This window comes from Prevotella melaninogenica, assembly GCF_018127925.1.
In the GTDB taxonomy this organism is placed as follows: Bacteria; Bacteroidota; Bacteroidia; order Bacteroidales; family Bacteroidaceae; genus Prevotella; species Prevotella melaninogenica_C.
The window spans coordinates 492,760-511,812 of record NZ_CP072347.1; the positions used below are offsets into that span (position 1 = coordinate 492,760).

Here is a 19,053-nt window from a genome sequence, read left to right on the forward strand (position 1 = left end):
AGTTATATGAGTTGACGAGTTGACAAGTTAGACAAGTTGACAAGTAAACAAGTTAAATGAGTTGATAAGTCGAACGAATTGACGAGTAAACGAGTTTTTAATAAGCAATGAGTTTTCAAACAAAATTGAAATAATGATTATATGCCCCATTAGACTTATTTGGCTAATGGGGCTAAATCATTTCATCACCTATCATCACCCTTCATCATCCTATCATCGCATTTCATCAACACCCAACACCCATCACCCAACTATGACCTACCAAGAAACCGTAGAATATCTATTCAATAGCACACCCGTCTTTGAACACGTCGGGGCATCTGCTTACAAAGAAGGACTTGAGACGACAAAGGCTTTGGACGAGCACTTTGGCCATCCACATACCCACTTCCTTTCTATTCATGTTGCAGGAACCAACGGAAAAGGTTCATGCTCCCACACGTTGGCAGCTATCCTCCAAGCTGAAGGATATAAGGTCGGACTCTATACCAGTCCTCACCTCGTTGACTTCCGTGAGCGCATCAGGGTCAACGGAGAAATGATTTCAGAGCAGGAAGTAATCGACTTTGTTGAACAGGAACGCGACTTCTTTGAGCCGCTGCACCCTTCTTTCTTTGAACTTACAACAGCCTTAGCTTTCAAGTACTTTGCTGAGCAGAAGGTTGATATTGCTATCATTGAAGTGGGCTTAGGTGGTAGGCTCGATTGCACAAACATTATCACTCCTATCTTATCGATTATCACCAATATATCACTCGACCACACTCAGTTCCTCGGTAATACGCTCGGAGCGATTGCGGCAGAGAAGGCTGGTATTATCAAACATTGTGTACCTGTCGTTATTGGTGAGTCTGTCCCTGAAACACAGATTGTTTTTAAGGCAAAAGCACAGAAAGAGGATGCCCTCATTGTCTTTGCAGAAGACATCCCTGCAGTGCTTTCTTCTCGCCCTAACCCCGATGGTGGTATCGCTTATCAGACTCGTTTCTTTGGCGATATTGTGGGCGAATTGGGTGGTAGTTACCAAGAGAAGAACGCCAACACGGTCTTAACAGCCGTCATGCAACTGTATAATAAAGGTGTCATTAAGAACGCAGAGAGTATTGCCAAGGGCTTTGCCAATATTTGCGAACTGACGGGCTTAATGGGTAGGTGGCAGAAGCTACAGGCTAACCCGTTGGCCATTTGCGATACAGGACACAACGTTGGCGGATGGACTTACCTCTCCCAACAAATCAAACGTCAACAATGTAAGCAGAAGCGCATTGTCTTTGGTATGGTGGATGATAAAGACCTTCACGCAGTCATGTCTATGCTCCCCGATGATGCCATTTACTATTGGACACAACCAAGTACACATCGTGCTTTCCCAGCAGAGAAAGTTGCCGCAACAGCCGACGACTACGACCTACACGGAATGGTCTTCCCAACCGTCCTTGAAGCCTACCAAGCCGCCCTTCATGATGCCGCCCAATCCGACTTCATCTTCGTTGGTGGCTCCAGCTATGTGGTTGCCGACTTGCTGACAAACCTACAAAAGAAGTAGCAAAAGTCCCTTCTCCATTACCCCCATATCACTACATAAAGTTTAATTTTCGTTTCCTGTCACTTTTAACACTTCTTCCTATGTGCTTATACTCAATATATTATAAGCATATAAGAAGTGATAGAAGTGACAGGAAAGTTGGTTTTCATAATTTCACGACCATCTCTCAATAATAACTATCTTGAAAAAGAAGCAAAATGTTACATAAACTTTCTATAAAAAACATTTTATAATAATTTTTGTTTATCTTTGTATTTGATTTTCCGTAAATCAAAAAAGTATTATTTATATAAAAGTACTAACATGAAACAAATTTACATCTTATTAATAGCCCTACTCATGGGCTTATCAGCTAATGCAAAAAGCTCTGGTACCTGTGGACCTAATCTAAAATGGCTCCTTACTGATGATGGTGTATTAACCATTACTGGGGAAGGAGAAATGACGGATTATTCATATGCAAATCGAAGCCCATGGTACGGTCAACATATTAAACGAATTATAATTGACGATGGTGTTTCGACAATTGGTAATGAGGCTTTCACTACTTGTATCGCTCTAACATCTGTAACCATTCCAAATAGTGTTACGAAAATTGGAACTTCAGCTTTCGCTACTTGTATTTATAACCATAGAACAACCAAAACTAATCAGAAATATCCGAGTGTAAATCTTTAATTACCAGCATATTCTAAAATTTAACACTTTTCGGTTGCCATTTGTCGCTTCCCAAATTTCCACATATTTTTGAGACGTATTTCTGACGTGGAGAATTTGCGGGGCTTGTTTTTTGTCACACCGTGCAGACAGTTGACAAGGGTTTACAACCGTTTACGACAAGCGACAATAACCGCCCCGATATGCGGAAACAGTCACACTGTGTAGAAAAGCGACAATGGTTGACTTCCGTTCACATCCGTTTACCATTTCAGAGATATAGGATTGAAGAAATGAACCATTAAACGATAAAACGGTATGAAAGCAACCAGAAAATGCAGTTTTTGCGGCAAGTCCTTTGTAACCCGAAGCGGTATGCAAAGATATTGCAGTGAGGCTTGTCAGGCAGAAGCCAAACGAGCCAGAGTGATGCAGAAGAACAACCTCTTCAAAGTCGCCCAACCCTTGATGGAGATACAGCATCAGGAGTATCTCACCTTTTCCAAAGCAGCCATCCTCATGGGCTGTTCCCGACAGTACATTTACAAACTTGTAGCCATCGGCAAGCTGAAAGCCTCACGCATCAGCAACCGCATGGCATTCATCCGCAGAGCCGACATCGAGCAGATGTTGGAGGGCAATCCCTATCACCGCATCCTGCCCGGCAACACCTCCACACCAAGGAAATCATCTTCATCTTCCTTACCTGCCAAAAGAGAAAAAAGGGAAAAGGAAAGCGAAGAAGTGTTGGACTTCTATTCGGGCGAGGAGGTGATGTCCCTTTTTAAGGTAAAGCAGTCATGGCTTTACACTTCCGCCAAGCGTAACCATATCCCCATCTGCCGTATCGCAGGAAAGAACTATTACAGCAAGAAGCATATTGACGAGTTTTTCGGTGTGGCAGTTGATATTAGCGAAATTACCGACTGGCTACTGACCGAGGAGGTGGAGGAACTGTTCGGCATGAAGCCGACCGCACTCCGTGCCTACACCTATCGCCATAAGATACCCACTAAAAGAGAGTACGGGCGTACCTATTACTCCAAATCACATTTGAACGAACTCCGCAGAACTGACCTTGTGAACGATGAACGCTACTATACCGTTGAGCAGGTGCAGCAAATCTATGGTCTTTCGTCAGCCAACATCTGCCATATCGTCAAGGTGAAGCACATCGAAAAGATAAAGGTGGGTGTGAAAAACCTGCTTTTGCGCTCAGATGTGGAGCGTGTCATGGCTGAAAGGAACAAATAACCGTGAAAAATCGGGATTATCGAAAATTATTTCAAAATGATGTATCGTGGAGGTATTCACGGATATTTCACGTTGTTCCTTTGCCATCGGAAACATGGATACAACTCCAAAATGTATACAACCAATTAAAACATAATTATTATGAGTAAATGCAAAACAGTTACCTTGCGTAAGCGCAAGATTAAGAACGGGACACAGTATTCACTATGCCTTGACTACTATCCCGGCTACCGTGACAATGTCACCATGAGAGTGATTACACGTGAAGCCTTAGGAATTTACATCTTCGCCAAACCTGCAAACCAGCAGGAACGGGACTTCAACGCACGCATGATGAAGAAAGCGGTCATCCTGCGCAACCAGCGCTACGAAGCCATTTTCAATGAAAACAACGGCTTTTTTGACAAGACCAAGATGAAGGGCGATTTCCTTGCCTATTTCAAAGGACTGGCTGACCGCAAGAATATCAAGTGGCAGCACGTATACAAGCATTTCCAGCGGTTCGTGAACGGCAAATGCACCTTTGAGGAGGTGGATGTGGATTTGTGCCGCAAGTTCATGGAATACCTGCTTGATGCACCCCAATCCATCCACACCAACCAAAAGCTGCACATCAACTCCGCAGCAGGCTATTGGTCAACTTTCCGTGCCGTGCTGCACACCGCCTACCGTGACAGGAAGATAAAGGAGAACCCAAACGGCTTCTTAGACCGCATCGAGTGCATTCCCACCATCAGGGAGCATTTGAGCCAAGAGGAACTGATACGGCTTGCCGAAACACCCTGTGAGGAGGAGGTCTTGAAAAAAGCTTTTCTTTTCGCCTGTCTTACGGGACTGAGAAAGAGCGACATCAGACAGCTCACGTGGCAGCAGATACAACCATACACCAACGGCAGGATGTTCGTTACCACCCGTATGCAGAAAACCAAAGAAATAGTGCATAACCCCATCAGTGATGAAGCCTATGGACTGCTGGGAGAACGGGGCGAGGGACTTATCTTTGAGGATTTCAAGGACAAGATGCTGCAAGGACCACTCCAACGGTGGCTCACGGCAGCAGGGATAACCAAGAAAATCACCTTTCACTGTACCCGCCACAGCTTCGGAAGCCTGCACGTGGAAATGGGAACGGACATGGCTGTCATCCAAGCCTATCTCGGACATAAGAACATTACCACCACACAAATCTATTCCAAGATAGCAGCGCAGCAGATGTGTCAGGTGGTGGACAAGATAACCTTGAAGCGCAAGGAGGCATAAATGTCTCACATTGACAGGTATTCAGAGGGGCGGTTATGGCTACAAGGCTATAATCGCCCCTCTATGTTTTTGGCTTGATGCCACCATTTATAAGCCCCTCAGAGTATGAAACAGAGTATGATATGATGACATTTCGTGAAATACATTGAAAAAGACCGTTCTAACCGCAAATAACGGGCAGTAATTGGGAAAAATAGCATTAACTTTGCACAAAATAATACAGGAACATTCAATCTCTCAACGAAATATGGAATCATCAATCAAGGACAAATACATCATCTTGGGCTTTGTCGGCTTCGCCATCGTCCTAATATCTTCCATTGCCACGCTGGTAATAGCGGACAGCTTCAACCAAGACAACTTTGTCAGGTGGATAGTATTCGTATGCTGTAACCTGTTGGGATGGTTGCTCTATCTCTCCTTTCAGACACTTATCTTTGATACATACGAAATCTACAAAATCAAGTTCGGCAAGAAAGAAACGATTGCCGAAGCCATAGAGGTGCAGGAAGAACTGTCACAAAATACACTTGAAGAAGCCACATCTGTGCCTGGACCTACATCAGTCCCTGAGCCTGTACCCGAATCATCCCCGACAAAAGAAGAGACACTTATCCAAACACAACCGATAGAGCTTACTATCGCCCCGGATCTTCACGAAAAGAACCGTGCCAATTACGCAAGCAGAGAGCAACGGGAAAAGGAAGAGCGCATCCGCATGGTCATGGAGTATTGCCATTATTACCTGCCTCGCATTGCCGACCAAGAAACCGTGAACCACATCTGTACTGAGGTGGACAAATGGATGAATCTTAACACTTATACCCCGAAGCCCATACAAAGACCGTTTACCAAAGACATCAACAACATTCCACTCCGTCACTTCGTATGGAATATCTCTGAGCGTTTCCTGTACAAGAGATACTACAATGGGGATAACCGTGCCAAGTTCATCAAAGCCCTTTTCCCGAAATCGTTTGCTGATACAGACTTATCAACCATCAAGAATTTCAAGGTAGAGCCGTTAAAGACGGAAATTCCCATTGATGAACCCGAAAACGGCAAACTTGATTTCCACTATCCCGAGGATTATGTGCGGAATTAGGATAATCACGACACCAACGACAACCATCCGGTAACTCATAACCGCCTGTTTTACATCGTTTCCCGAGTAATTTTACCCGTCATTTATGGCTGGGCTTAATTATTCGGGAATTATTTTGCAATGACGTGTCGTGGAGATATTCACGGATATATCATTTCAGTCCTTTGCGCCAAGTCTTACAAAAGAGACGAGTACGCGAATGGAAAAATCAATTCTTACCTTCAACGACCTCCCCGAGGTTGTCGCTCAGCTTCGAGACGAAGTGATGAGCCTGAAAAGCCTGCTCGCCGAGCAGCGCAGTGTGAACAATGCCAAAACGGTGGACACCCACGTGCCCATGTCTGTGGACGAGGCAGCAGAGTATTTAGGTATCCCTAAGGGTACGCTCTACATGAAACTGTCAGAAGGGACAATCCCTGCCACCAAGCCCGGCAAACGCTATTGCCTTTACCGTGACGAACTGGACAAGTGGCTGGAAACCGCCCGAAAGAATCCCATACCGTTGTCAGACGAGGAACTGAACAAGTCCTTATCCTCTTCCCACCGTCGCAAGCCCAACCCACGTAACTGGTGAATGATATGGAAGAGGATAAGAACTATATCAACCTGATACGTGGCGACCTCACAAAAGCATCCCAAGCGCATAACGGTATGCCCGACAGTGTAGGCATGATGAATATCAAGACGGCAAACCAAACCATTCTTGAAGCATCGTTATTGCCTACGCCCCGTGCGCTGTGGGACAGCTTTTGGTACGAGGGGGAACTCTCCTGCTTGTTTGCCGATTCCAACGTGGGCAAGTCCATCCTTGCCGTGCAGATAGCCGACCGCATCGCCCGAACCGACAATGTGCTGTATCTGGACTTTGAACTGTCCGAAAAGCAGTTCCAGCTCCGCTATACCAACGAGCATGGAGAGCTCTACACCTTTCCCGACAAAATCTATCGGGTGTCTATTGACTGCAACCAGCTTTTGGATGCCAACTTTGAGGAAGCTATCATAGGCGGCATTGAACAGATGGCTGTGCAGACCGACTGCAAGATTTTCATCATTGACAATCTTACCTACCTGTGTTGCGCCATGGAGAAAGGCGATGCCGCAGGACGGCTGATGATTCAGCTGAACAATCTCAAAAAGAGATATGCGCTCTCTATCCTTGTCCTGGCACATACGCCCAAACGCTCTTTGGATTGTCCCATCACATCCAACGACCTTGCCGGAAGCAAACGGCTCTACAATTTCTTTGACAGCGTGTTCACCATTGGAAAAAGTGCCCAAGACGGAGGGCTTCGCTATGTGAAGCAGCTTAAAGTGCGCTATGGCACGTTCTCTCATGATGCGGATAATGTAATCGTTTACGAGATTGACAAGGTGGATGCTTTCTTGCAGTTCGTGTTCAGGGGCTATTCCACGGAAAAGGAACACTTGAAAAAATTGGGCGACAATGAATCAAGCCAAAGGGATTGCCAAATTCTGCAACTCTCCCAATCGGGCAAGTCCGTCAGGGAGATAGCCTCACAGGTGAATTGTGGCAAGTCCACCGTAAACCGTATCATCCAGCGCAGCAAAGAGAGTAAAAACGCAGGTGTCCCAAGTGTCCCACTGTCCCAACCCTTAGAGTGTGGGACAATGGGACAGGATGGGACAGCCGACAATCAACCATCAAAAACGGACTAAGCTATGGGCAATTATTCATTACAGAAGTATAAAGGAACGGCAACACGGCATACCTGCCCCAAATGCGGAGACAGGCATTCTTTCGTCTATTACGTGGACGAAAATAATGTGCCGTTGCATCCATCGGTCGGCAGATGTAACCACGAAAGCGGTTGTGGGTATCACTACACTCCGAAAGAGTATTTTCAAGAGCATCCTGAACACAGAACTACCAATGATTTCTCTTTTGACAGGCAAAGAGCAGAGCAGAAGAAAGTGAAGCAGCAAAGTAAGCCGACAGCCATCGGCTATATTCCCCCTCACTATGTGGAGAAGTCGCAAAGCGAGCGTAGCAATTTCTTCCGTTTCCTCTTCACACTCCTTACTTCCTACTATGGCGACAAGGCGAAAGAGGTGTTGAAGCGGTTGTTGGAGGAATACCGTTTGGGGGCTACCCGTGACGGCTCTGTTATCTTTTGGCAGATAGACAGGACGGGCAAGGTACGCACGGGAAAGGTGATGCAGTACAATCCCGAAGACGGACACCGTATCAAGGGAGGACAGACATCGGCAGTGAACTGGATACACAGCATATTGAAAAAGCAGCGTGTGTTGGCAGAGGATTGGCAACTATCCCAATGCCTTTTCGGGGAACACTTGTTGAAAACGCATCCCGACAAGGTGGTGGTCTTGGTGGAATCCGAGAAGAGTGCCGTTATCGGTTCTGCTATCTTCCCCGATTATGTATGGCTGGCTACGGGTGGTAAGAGTCAGATGAGAGAAGAGAAACTCCGTGTACTGTCAGGGCGAACCGTGCTTCTCTTTCCCGATGCCGATGCTTATGCCGAGTGGAAACAGCGAGCCGAGAGCATGTACTTTTGTAAGGTGGTGGTTTCGGACATCATCGAAAGGAATGCCACCCCGAAACAAAAAGAAGCCCATATCGACATAGCCGATTGGATTATCTTTCAGATACGGGAGGGCAAGGTGATGAGTACAGCCAACCACTTGGTCGAGGCTGAGAGAATCCTCCAGCGGATGATAGAGAAGAATCCCGTCCTGCAAAAACTGATAGACGATTTAGACCTTGTGCTGGTCGGTGCATCTCCAATCGGCAACGATGATGAAAAACCTCCCTGACGGAGGAGAGCGGAAGCCGTAGGCTGGAGTTTGCAGACAATGGCTTGCCATTGATATAGCCCACTATAACTACACGCTCCGCTTACGTAGTTGTGGGCTCTCCCGAGGGGATTAGGGTTTTACCCTAATGACCCACTCAGGGCGTTTCTCCCCTGAGAACCCAGAGCAAAGAGTGACCCTCTCTTTGCAATCTCCGCTTATGGGTTGCACCCCTAAGAACCCCATGCGTTTACGGACAGCGGAAAAGCAAACAATAAAGTACAAACCCAAAAAACAAGTATCTATGGCAACAAAATCAAGCATACATATCAAGCCCTGCAATATCGCATCGAGTGAGGCTCACAACAGGAGGACTGCCGAATACATGCGCCACATCGGAGAGTCCAGAACCTATGTGGTTCCAGAACTCTCCACCGATAATGAGCAGTGGATAAATCCCGACTTCGGCAGTCCGGATTTGCGGATGCATTATGACAATATCAGACAGATGGTAAAGGAAAAGACCGGACGTGCCATGCAGGAAAAGGAGCGTGAACGCAAAGGCAAGAACGGTAAAATAGTCAAGATTGCGGGATGCTCCCCCATACGTGAAGGAGTGCTGCTTGTCAGGTCGGACACCACACTGGCAGACGTGCGTAAATTCGGTGAGGAGTGTCAAAGACGCTGGGGAATCACACCGCTGCAAATCTTCCTGCACAAGGATGAAGGGCATTGGCTGAACGGTCAGCCGGAAGCGGAAGACAGGGAAAGCTTCAAAGTCGGGGACAGATGGTTCAAGCCGAACTATCATGCCCATATCGTTTTCGACTGGATGAACCACGAAACAGGAAAGAGCCGAAAGCTCAATGACGATGACATGATGCAGATGCAGACCCTTGCATCCGACATCCTGCTGATGGAACGCGGGCAGTCAAAGGCTGTCACTGGTAAGGAGCATCTGGAACGGAACGACTTTATCATTGAGAAGCAGAAAGCTGAACTGCAACGCATGGATGCAGCCAAACGGCACAAAGAAGAACAGATAAATCTTGCCGAGCAGGAACTGAAACAGGTGAAATCAGAAATACGCACTGACAAGTTAAAGAAGACAGCCACCACGGCAGCGACAGCCATAACTAGTGGAGTTGCTTCTCTTTTCGGGAGTGGAAAACTGAAAGAACTGGAACGTGCCAACGAAAAACTGCAAGACGAGGTTTCAAAACGGAACACCAATATTGAAAAATTGCAGAGCCAAGTACAGCAGATGCAGAAACAGCATGATACGCAAATCCACAATCTCAGAGAAATGCACAGGCAGGAACTTGACATGAAAGAAAAAGAACTGTCACGGCTCGCCAGAATCATAGACAAGGCTTTCAGGTGGTTTCCGATGTTCAGGGAAATGCTGCGCATGGAAAAGTTTTGTGCCATGCTGGGATTCTCTAAAGAAATGACTGAAAGTCTTATAGTCAAAAAAGAAGCCCTGAAATGTAGCGGTAAAATCTATTCCGAGCAACACAGGCGGAACTTTGATATAAAGGATGATATTTTAAGGGTGGAAAATGACCCTGACGATGAAAGCAGGCTGAACCTGACAATAAACAGGAAGCCGATTGCCGACTGGTTCAGGGAGCAATGGCACAGGCTTAGATATGGAGCAAGAGTGCCGCAACAGGAAGAAAGAAAAAGTAGAGGATTCAAATTATAATAGAAGCAATTTGATTAGTAATCTAAAAGCACTCCGATAACGATTAGAGTGCTTTTAGATTGTTTATCATTAATTATCAAAGCAAGTGCAGTTTAAGATTTTACTGAAGTTTGCATTAATAAAGAATATACTACAGCTGATATATGCGCAACATATTGTGACGCTTGTGATTCATTTCCCTTGAAATCCTTAACAAATACCGCTAAGGTATAACTGATATTATTAGGCAGACATATATAGGCAACATCATTGTGAGCTGCAAGAACACCATTTTCATTAACATAACCTGAACCTGTCTTATGCGCTATAACAACCCCTTCTTTATCAAGAAGTGGAGCTGCTATCCTATCTACACCTGTTTTGCATTCTTTTAACGTATTCTTAATGAAACTTTGTTTCTCATCATCGATAAGACCTTCAGTAAACAAACGATTCATCAACATTGCAGCACCAAGAGGAGATGTATAGTTAGAGTAAGCCTTGTTATGGTCAGCCGACATTTCCTCTTCCGTATAAGCTATCTGAAAACTTGAACGAGGAATGAGTGTGGCTATAAAACTATCTGTTTGAGCGACATTAACCATATCCTTAAACATAAGGTTGCTTGCATTGTTGTCACTCTGAGTAAGAGTATAACGCAGCAAATCTCTCACTGTCAATGATATGACTGGCCCTGAATAATCTTTCAGCATAGGACTCCAAGTCTTTGGGTCAAGTTTATCCCTATTTATATTTACTAAGGTATCAAGTGAAATTCCTTTATTGTCAAAGTCATTACAAAGAGCTAATGCCTGATGAACCTTAAACACACTCATCATAGGATAAACACTCTTATTATTGACCTTAACCGTATCTCTGTTATTAACAATAACCGCCACACCAATTTCGCCAGGACAAGCTGAGACAATTTGAGAAATGCTATCAGTCAAAACATTTGTTAAAGGAGGATTTGCGCTATCTTTTGTCGCTGATTTATGGAACAATGAAAATACCAAGATGAAAATGCAAACTAAAGCTATACTCAAAACTACGATTTGTTTTTTTCTGTTTTTTTCCATGTTTATATTATTTATATTTGTTTGACGAGAATATCTTTATTTGCCGACAAAGGTACATAACTTTACGGAAAAATATGTTTCTAAAATATATAAATCAGGGCAACCGCATCAAAATGTCAATAACCTGATAATCAATACTTGTCGATTTTGTATTAATAGGGATAAGTGGGGTGGATACAAGGATGAGAAGTTTCAACAATTTACAATATCCCCCCTTAAAAATGCATAATTTTGTATTTGTCTGAATAATAGCCTGTTGTCAAAAATCATGTTTCTTAAAAAATATTACCCGCAAGGGAAATTTGAATTATATGGGGCAAAAAATCAATTTTTATGGGGTAGTAGTTTCGATTTGGACCAATGGTTTTTTTAGGAAAATGGACAATAAGGGAGAGGAGGAGGTTGAAAACTACGTTTGTTTCCTAAGCTAACGTTATTTTGATGCGGTTGCCCTGTATATAAATAGACAGCTGTGGGGAAAATGTGGGGAAAAATTAGATAATTAAAAAGGCTAAATGACTGAAAATAATCACTTAGCCTTTTAATCCGTACCCAGACCCGTACTTCGTAATTGCTGCGCCCATCATTCAAGACTGTCAAATCGGGTCTTTCCTGTCAAGCCAATGATGCCTATGCGTATGCCAAACACATGGATTACGGATTTCTCGTTCCGTGAACAAACACTTTATCCGCAACTCTGCTATGTGGTGTATTGGCTTAACTCCATTTCTATGGGCAACACTTTTGTTGCAGATTTCAAGCAGCTTTTATCGAAATACCCATCAGTAAGAACTCGTTTATTAGGCTTTCCTCATAATTGGGAACAAGAGCCTTTGTGGAGATAAAATAATTGCCCTGTTTCTTAAAAAGCACTGGGGCAAACCAGCTCCGTCTTTAATTGTTTCCAATAAATGGATTGTTTCAAGCCCCTATAGAAAGAGAACAAAAATTCCTGTGTGAAAATTAATCTACGACAAGGAGCAAGCAAGGAGCAATATCAAACAAAAATCAATACCTTTGCAGTACATATGAGATAGACCAAAACAAAAGTGGAATATCGGAAACGAATAGCAAGGAAAAGAGAAGAAACGACCCAAGTTGATGTCCTTTTTGAGTTAATAATCAATAAAAGCGTTAAATCTTCACCTTTTAGAATGTGCAATTAAAAATAACAACCATATTTCTGACTTATTATCTATAAAATATTGAGTAATAATCGGTTGTAAATACGCACGTTGCAGTGCTCTAACTTCTATCACCATTCCCAATAGTGTTAAAGAAATTGGTAAATTTGCGTTTAGTGAATGCAATATTCTAAGGTCTATAAATCTCGGCAATAGTGTTACGGAAATTGGCTACGCTGCATTCAGAGGTTGCAGTGCTCTAACTTCTATCACCATTCCCAATAGTGTTAAGGAAATTGGCTACGATACATTCAGAGGTTGCATCGCTCTAACTTCTGTAATAATTGGCAATAGTGTTACGGAAATTCACGACGAGGCTTTCATAGATTGCAAAGCACTAAATTTTGTAGTCATAGGCAATAATGTTACGACAATTGGCTCAGAAGCTTTCTACAATTGCAGTAACCTAACTTCTGTAACCATTCCAAATAGTGTTACAACAATTGGCACCAATGCTTTCAGAAATTGCAGTAACTTAACTTCCGTAACCATTCCAAATAGTGTTAGATACATTAGTGACTATGCTTTTTCTGGCTGCCGTAAACTGAAACAATTTATCATCCCAAGCTCTGTTACTACACTCCATAAAGGTCTATTGGCTAATTGCACTTCTTTAGAAAGCATAAGAATTCATAAAGATGTAAAGGGAATTGAAAAAAGCGCCTTCGACGGATGTACGAATGTTACACAAATTTCGTGTGAAGCAATTGTACCACCAACTTGTGGTTTAAAAGCTTTCCATCATATTGACAAAAGCAGCTGCAAACTATTTGTACCTAAAGCCAGTATTGATGCTTATAAACAAGCCCCTGAATGGAATGATTTCTTATTAATTGAGGAGAGTACTACTGGCATAACAAACACTGTTTATAATAAAGCAGGACTTGCTGATGTCTATACATTAGATGGAACAAGACGGCTAAGTAAAGCAAGCACTGACGAAATTAATGCTTTGCCTAAGGGTGTTTATATTGTCAATGGTAAAAAGATAATCATTAAATAATGAGCACATCGGTTTTCCTAAGCCACACCATATATTTTTACCTGTTGTATGTTCGTCTGACAAAGAAATAAGAATAGGAACAGAAACTTACAAGGAAAACTTCGATGGCTTATACAGAAAACCTTATTACTATAGAGCAGCAAGTGAGCAATCATTTGCTGCTTTTTCATTTACCTTCTAACAAATATCAATGCAAAGAGTTATATTTGCAAAAGAAAGGGAGAGTAATATATGATTAAATTCAAAGAAAAAACAAGAGAAGAAATATTGCTTTTATACTCCTTTGCTCCCAGCATCATCGGTGCCTCTGTGGGTTGCGTATGTTTAAATAAAACCTCCATACACTCCGTTTCTCTGTGGGACATTTCATCAAATGTCTTAAACTTAGGCAGCAGCCTTATCGTTCTAAATGACTGAAGCAAACAGACTTTACCACTCCTTCTTCCGCATGAACCGCTTTTTAGCGTGGATTTAACGTGTATTTCGTCACATTAACCTGAACTCGGGATAAATATCATCCCACTCTTCTGTTTGGTTTAGTACAACGGCTCTTTAGACTCAATCTTTTGATTGGGCCTAAAGATAATAATAAAACAGATTACTTTAGAATAATGTAAGCTGTCCCGAATGTTGCTCTATAGCAAAGTCTATGTTCACTGCTGGCTTCTTCTCAAAGAAGCTGTAAGCTGCAATAGCAGAGAGAACATTCATTGCGAAATTAAATATGCTTCTATGCCTTGAATGCACTAATTGAGCTACATTCTTTAGCTCATCATTGATAGTCTCTATTACAGATCTTTTCCTTAGAAGAAGTCTATCATAAAGTGGCATTAGTTTGTTTTTCATGTTACTCCTAATGCCAGTAACTAAATTTATTCCATCATTGAACAATCGCTCAAATAATCCTTGAGAAATGTACCCTTTGTCTGCAAACAATTTACCAAACACATTGTCTGTCAACCTGTTAAATACATTTTCGTCTCGGTCATCAACATTTGCTTTAGTAAGCATAAAGTTTAGAATCTCACCTCTTTCATTACAGATAAGATGTAGTTTGAATCCAAAATACCATCCCATTGTACTCTTACCCCTTGTTGCATAATTTCTAAAAACCTTATTGCGACAAATACATTTATTATGGCAAACTGGAATACAAGTTGAATCCATAAAACTAATACCAGTACACCTCCCAAAACAACATATCTGCAGGAACATCATCATCTCTACAGAGACTCTTGCCTCTAATTCAAGAAAACGATTATAAGACAATTGATTTGGAAATAAATCTGCTAAATGCTCTTTTACGAAAAAGGTATAATAGTGACGAAAATTACGATAGGAATTAAAGTGGAAGCAAATTAATATCGTTATGATTTCAGACTTACTCATACGCCACCTACGATGGCGATGACATCCTTTATTCTTTTCTGAGAGACCTATTTTATCAGTTTCTAACTCAAATTCTTTGCAAAAGTCATCTGCAATACAGAAAATTTCAGTAATTTTGTCCTTGGTAATCATTGTTATATTTATTGTAATTGATTGATTTTCAACTATAAAGTTACAAAAATATAATGAGATTACCAACTTTTTGCAGACTTTTCTTATCCCGAGTTCAGGTCATTATGAAGTCGTCTTGAGTTTTTATTTTGTTAAAATAGAGAGGAATTCTTATCTTTGTATTATTGAACCAAGCTTCAAATACCTCTCATGTACAAAGTACTGGACAAAGATACAATAAAAAATGAAATTCTACCTCATTTATCAGTAGCAAAACGTGGATATATTTGCCAAAGCTGCCTGTCCGAGGTAATTCAATGTATTCTTTATAAGCTTAAGACTGGTTGCCAATGGTATATGCTTCCAGTTTCATCGTTCTTCACAGCAAAGGTTCTTCATTACAAAACCGTATACGGACATTTTCGCAAATGGTGTAAGAAAGGAGAATGGCAAAAAGTGTGGACAATACTTCTAGGCCGTTATAAATCTTTCTTGGATATGTCAAGTATAGATTTGGATGGCAGCCATACTACAGCATTACGTGGTGGAGATTGTCAGAGCTATCAGGGACGCAAGAAGAGCAAGACTACAAATGCTATTTATGTAACTGACCGTCAGGGAATACCACTCGCCATATCCACTCCAGTTGCAGGTTCTCACAATGATTTGTACAATATTTCAGAAGTGGTTAAAGAAGTATTCTCACAACTCACAAAGTCTGATATTTCTACTGATGGATTATTTCTCAATGCTGATGCGGGATTCGATGCAAAAGAGTTTAGACACATGTGCCTAAGAATGGGTGTGTTTGCAAATGTAGCATTTAATTATAGAGCAGGGGGTGGGCAAGATTGCTATTTGTTTGACGATATACTGTATAAAGAAAGGTACAGCATAGAAAGAACAAATGCGTGGTTGGATTCATACAGAAGTCTGTTGAACAGATTTGATGTTACTTTGACCAGTTGGCAAGCATGGAATTATATAGCATTTATTGTTATTCTGATGAAGAAAGTGAAAAAGAAACAAAAGTCAAGATAAGTTCTATATTAAAAAACGAATAGAAGTCATCTGCCATACGAAATAATTTAGTAATTTTGCCCTCGGTGGCTATTGTGGTTTCTGTTTGTTGTTCTTTAGAGCGCACAGGATAAGGGGGTGGAATTTCATTAATCACTGAATTTACAGATACTTATACCCCATTGAACTCAGGTTAATTAGTCGCTCAAATTCACGTATATTATCATTTCATATATGAAGAAGCTTTTTTTATTTACGCTCCTTTGCGTAATAACGATGACAACACAAGCACAGACGAATCTCTCCGACTATCTTACGAAGCGAATGCCGAAGCGGGAGACGCGTGCCGTATGGCTGACGACACTTGCCAGTCTTGATTGGCCGAAGAACTACGCACGGTCGGAAGAAAGCATCAAACTGCAAAAGCAGGAACTCATTGACATTCTCGATAAATACCAGAAGGCAAATATCAACACCGTACTCTTGCAGGCGCGTGTGCGTGCAGCTACGATTTATCCGTCGGATATTGAGCCTTGGGACCAGTGTATCACAGGCGTTGAGGGTAAGGCACCAGGTTATGGCTACGACCCACTCGGCTTTGCCGTAGAGGAATGTCACAAACGTGGCATGGAAATTCACGCATGGATAGCGACGATTCCGGTGGGTGCAAAAAACTCATTGGGCTGTAGAACGCTGATGAAGAAGGGCTTTCGAATTAGAAACTTCTCAACGGGTTCTTATCTCGACCCTGCCGATCCCGGTGTTGCACCTTACCTTGCCTCTATCTGTGGAGAGATTGTAAGAAAGTATGATGTGGATGGTATCAACCTCGACTATATCCGTTACCCTGATGGATGGCCACGTCCTTCTTACCGTGATGGCGATACACCCGACCAGCGTCGTAGCAATATCACAGCCATTGTGCGTGCTATTCATGACGAGGTGAAGGCTATCAAACCGTGGGTGAAGATGTCGTGCTCGCCAATCGGTAAGCATGCCGACCTCAGTCGTTATAGTTCAAAGAATTTCAATGCCCACGATCGTGTTTCACAAGAGGCGCAGGAGTGGATGAGATTAGGGTTGATGGACCAGCTCTATCCGATGCAATACTTCCGTGGCGACAACTATTATCCTTTTGTTGCAGACTGGGTTGAGAATGCTTATAAGCGTGAGATAGTGACAGGTTTGGGTACTTACTTCCTCGATCCACGTGAGGGTAATTGGACTTTGGGCGACCTCACCCGCCAGATGTATGTGAGTCGTGACCTCGGAGTGGGACATGCTCACTTCCGTTCTTACTTCCTCACGGCTAATAAGCAGGGTGTCTACGACTTTGAGAAGCAGTTTAATGCTACGCTTTCCCTCCCTCATAAGATGCAGGGTGTTGTGTCAACGGCTGCTATGCCATATGCTGTCAACTCCTCATTGGGAGAACGTCGAGAGGATAAGTCGGTGATCCTGAGGTGGAAGGCGGTCACTCCTTATTATAATATATACGCCAGCTACACCTATCCTGTTGATACTGAGGATGCGCGAAACCTGCTCTTTGCACGTTATACTGGGCAGACGCTGCAGTTGAAGAACGTGAATCCTAACCTCTATTTTGCGGTCAGAGGTATGGATCGTTACGGATTAGAAACGCCTGCTTTACAGGAGAATATAAAGTCTTCGACGCTTTCGAAGTCTCCTGATACACTGCTCGCTAATGATGGAAACACCCTTACCCTCCCTGCTGCAGCAAAGCTAGCGGATGCCGATCGTTATGTAATCCTCTCTTTGCAGGGTGTCATCCTCCGCATTGTTAACGCTAAATCGGTAAGAAACAACCAGTTATATATCGGCTCCCTGTCCGATGGTATGTATTCCCTCAAGGTCTATAACCACAAGAAGAAGTCCTTCACCTTAGGGGCATTTATGGTTAAGAGGGGAAGTTGACAGGTAGACGAATGGACAAGTCAACGTGTGGACGAGTAAACGAGTAGACAAGTTAACAAGTTGCTTGCGTCGTTAAGTAGACGAGTCAACGGGTGGACAAGTTGACAAGTTGCTTGCGAAGAGAGACAAAGTAACATAAGAACAAGTTTATCCTTTATAACAAATAACTTGTTTACTTGTCTACTCGTAAACTTGTCAACTTACCCTGTTACTTTGTCTTTAATTACCCTGTCTACAAGCAACTGGTTAACTCGTTCACTTGTCCACTTGACAAACTCGTCTACTTAAAAAACTGTTCACGTGGCGTTTCAAGGATAGACATCACAAGGACATCATTTATTTTGCGTTGCTCTTCGGTTGAGGCAAGTCGGTCTCTCTCAGCCTCATACAGTGCCTTTGCCTTTTTAGGTCCCTCCATTAACCTGATGGCAAAATATCGGTTTATCTCGTCTGGACTCTCGTGTTCTTCCTCATATAGCCTCTTGAAGTTTTCTTCAGCACGCTTGTAGTAGTCCATTGCCTCCTTCTTGTTTCCCATCTTCTCATAGAATATACCTGCATCAAGAAGTGTGTAAGGCTCTGTTGGGTTACGCTTGAGGTAGGCATTTAGGGTCTCTAATGCCTGCGCAATATCGCCCTGATTTTTGAGGTATTTCGCCTTGTGAGCGTAGGCAATTTGATAGTCGGGGTCCTTCTCAATAGCACGATCAAGTAGGGTCATCGCCTTCTTCACAGAGTCAGGTGAGTTTGAATGATTTGTATATGCGTTTACTGCTTGATTGTTTAATTCTATTGCAGCTGGGTCAGGTTCATGTCCGCAACAAAGTTTCTTGTTGCTCTGCGCATTGCAGGGTGTCAATGTTAAGAACATGAATAGTGATAATGCCAAAAGAAAATTACGATTCATAGGTTTTAATATTTTATGTTTAAGAATAAGAGTATTCTATTGTTTAGGTTGACCTCTATTCTAATGAAGTATATCTATCTCTGCGTTTGCATAAACGCAAAAGTTCTTCTCGTGGCAAAGATAATACTTTTTTGTTAAATT

15 protein-coding genes are annotated in these 19,053 nt (G+C 42.7%); 12 read left to right on the plus strand and 3 right to left on the minus strand.

The window, feature by feature from the left end; genetic code table 11:
- Positions 1-253 precede the first annotated feature (253 nt).
- The 9 genes from J4861_RS01850 (at position 254) to J4861_RS01890 (ending at position 10,305) form a co-directional block, all read left to right on the plus strand.
- Complete coding sequence (locus J4861_RS01850) at positions 254-1,546, plus strand: bifunctional folylpolyglutamate synthase/dihydrofolate synthase (protein WP_211816622.1); 1,293 nt, start codon at positions 254-256, stop codon at positions 1,544-1,546.
- A 303-nt stretch (positions 1,547-1,849) separates the two neighbouring features.
- On the plus strand, positions 1,850-2,224 hold the full coding sequence (locus J4861_RS01855; RefSeq protein ID WP_211816487.1) for a leucine-rich repeat protein: 375 nt from the start codon (positions 1,850-1,852) through the stop codon (positions 2,222-2,224).
- Positions 2,225-2,521: 297 nt separating this feature from the next.
- Positions 2,522-3,457 (plus strand): transposon Tn4555 protein TnpA, encoded by a 936-nt coding sequence (gene tnpA / locus J4861_RS01860; protein WP_004292844.1) that lies wholly within the window; start codon positions 2,522-2,524, stop codon positions 3,455-3,457.
- A 141-nt stretch (positions 3,458-3,598) separates the two neighbouring features.
- Positions 3,599-4,717: a tyrosine-type recombinase/integrase gene (locus J4861_RS01865; RefSeq protein ID WP_004338318.1), complete on the plus strand. Its 1,119-nt coding sequence runs from the start codon at positions 3,599-3,601 to the stop codon at positions 4,715-4,717.
- Between the two features lie 247 nt (positions 4,718-4,964).
- Positions 4,965-5,822: a transposon Tn4555 protein TnpC gene (gene tnpC, locus J4861_RS01870; protein WP_004339687.1), complete on the plus strand. Its 858-nt coding sequence runs from the start codon at positions 4,965-4,967 to the stop codon at positions 5,820-5,822.
- 199 nt (positions 5,823-6,021) lie between these two features.
- Positions 6,022-6,396 carry an excisionase family DNA-binding protein gene (locus J4861_RS01875; protein WP_004338328.1) on the plus strand — a complete coding sequence of 125 codons (375 nt, stop codon included), beginning with the start codon at positions 6,022-6,024 and terminating at the stop codon, positions 6,394-6,396.
- Between the two features lie 5 nt (positions 6,397-6,401).
- Complete coding sequence (locus tag J4861_RS01880) at positions 6,402-7,499, plus strand: AAA family ATPase (RefSeq protein WP_004338330.1); 1,098 nt, start codon at positions 6,402-6,404, stop codon at positions 7,497-7,499.
- Positions 7,500-7,502: 3 nt separating this feature from the next.
- Complete coding sequence (locus J4861_RS01885; RefSeq protein WP_004292742.1) at positions 7,503-8,618, plus strand: DUF6371 domain-containing protein; 1,116 nt, start codon at positions 7,503-7,505, stop codon at positions 8,616-8,618.
- A gap of 283 nt (positions 8,619-8,901) precedes the next feature.
- Positions 8,902-10,305 (plus strand): hypothetical protein, encoded by a 1,404-nt coding sequence (locus tag J4861_RS01890; protein ID WP_004339684.1) that lies wholly within the window; start codon positions 8,902-8,904, stop codon positions 10,303-10,305.
- Between the two features lie 92 nt (positions 10,306-10,397).
- On the opposite strand, the gene J4861_RS01895 is transcribed toward J4861_RS01890, so the two are convergent.
- Positions 10,398-11,363, minus strand: a complete 966-nt coding sequence (locus J4861_RS01895; RefSeq protein ID WP_004339683.1) for a CfxA family broad-spectrum class A beta-lactamase — start codon at positions 11,361-11,363, stop codon at positions 10,398-10,400.
- A gap of 1,215 nt (positions 11,364-12,578) precedes the next feature.
- On the opposite strand from J4861_RS01895, the gene J4861_RS01900 reads away from it, so the two are divergent.
- Entirely contained in the window at positions 12,579-13,550 is a 972-nt protein-coding gene (locus tag J4861_RS01900; RefSeq protein WP_282958347.1) for a leucine-rich repeat domain-containing protein, read from the plus strand.
- A 603-nt stretch (positions 13,551-14,153) separates the two neighbouring features.
- Here the strand turns inward: J4861_RS01900 and J4861_RS01905 are convergent.
- Positions 14,154-15,071, minus strand: a complete 918-nt coding sequence (locus J4861_RS01905) for an IS982 family transposase (RefSeq protein WP_211816477.1) — start codon at positions 15,069-15,071, stop codon at positions 14,154-14,156.
- 189 nt (positions 15,072-15,260) lie between these two features.
- Here J4861_RS01905 and J4861_RS01910 point away from each other — a divergent pair, with 189 nt between their 5' ends.
- On the plus strand, positions 15,261-16,091 hold the full coding sequence (locus tag J4861_RS01910) for an IS5 family transposase (protein WP_211816488.1): 831 nt from the start codon (positions 15,261-15,263) through the stop codon (positions 16,089-16,091).
- A 213-nt stretch (positions 16,092-16,304) separates the two neighbouring features.
- Positions 16,305-18,005, plus strand: coding sequence for a glycoside hydrolase family 10-like protein (locus J4861_RS01915; RefSeq protein ID WP_211816489.1), 1,701 nt, complete (start codon positions 16,305-16,307; stop codon positions 18,003-18,005).
- Between the two features lie 280 nt (positions 18,006-18,285).
- Here the strand turns inward: J4861_RS01915 and J4861_RS01920 are convergent, their stop codons facing one another.
- The gene (locus tag J4861_RS01920; protein WP_249110792.1) at positions 18,286-18,912 is read right to left on the minus strand and encodes a tetratricopeptide repeat protein; all 627 of its coding nucleotides are present in this window, start codon (positions 18,910-18,912) and stop codon (positions 18,286-18,288) included.
- Positions 18,913-19,053: the final 141 nt, after the last annotated feature.

Excerpts from the sequence above, each read along its gene's own strand:
- J4861_RS01915 (WP_211816489.1), top strand. The coding sequence starts at position 16,305 with ATGAAGAAGCTTTTTTTATTTACGCTCCTTTGCGTAATAACGATGACA.
- J4861_RS01850 (WP_211816622.1), top strand. The coding sequence starts at position 254 with ATGACCTACCAAGAAACCGTAGAATATCTATTCAATAGCACACCCGTC.
- J4861_RS01905 (WP_211816477.1), bottom strand. The coding sequence starts at position 15,071 with ATGATTACCAAGGACAAAATTACTGAAATTTTCTGTATTGCAGATGAC.
- tnpA (WP_004292844.1), top strand. The coding sequence starts at position 2,522 with ATGAAAGCAACCAGAAAATGCAGTTTTTGCGGCAAGTCCTTTGTAACC.
- J4861_RS01880 (WP_004338330.1), top strand. The coding sequence starts at position 6,402 with ATGGAAGAGGATAAGAACTATATCAACCTGATACGTGGCGACCTCACA.
- J4861_RS01910 (WP_211816488.1), top strand. The coding sequence starts at position 15,261 with ATGTACAAAGTACTGGACAAAGATACAATAAAAAATGAAATTCTACCT.
- J4861_RS01885 (WP_004292742.1), top strand. The coding sequence starts at position 7,503 with ATGGGCAATTATTCATTACAGAAGTATAAAGGAACGGCAACACGGCAT.
- J4861_RS01890 (WP_004339684.1), top strand. The coding sequence starts at position 8,902 with ATGGCAACAAAATCAAGCATACATATCAAGCCCTGCAATATCGCATCG.
- J4861_RS01920 (WP_249110792.1), bottom strand. The coding sequence starts at position 18,912 with ATGAATCGTAATTTTCTTTTGGCATTATCACTATTCATGTTCTTAACA.
- J4861_RS01865 (WP_004338318.1), top strand. The coding sequence starts at position 3,599 with ATGAGTAAATGCAAAACAGTTACCTTGCGTAAGCGCAAGATTAAGAAC.
- J4861_RS01895 (WP_004339683.1), bottom strand. The coding sequence starts at position 11,363 with ATGGAAAAAAACAGAAAAAAACAAATCGTAGTTTTGAGTATAGCTTTA.
- J4861_RS01855 (WP_211816487.1), top strand. The coding sequence starts at position 1,850 with ATGAAACAAATTTACATCTTATTAATAGCCCTACTCATGGGCTTATCA.
- tnpC (WP_004339687.1), top strand. The coding sequence starts at position 4,965 with ATGGAATCATCAATCAAGGACAAATACATCATCTTGGGCTTTGTCGGC.
- J4861_RS01875 (WP_004338328.1), top strand. The coding sequence starts at position 6,022 with ATGGAAAAATCAATTCTTACCTTCAACGACCTCCCCGAGGTTGTCGCT.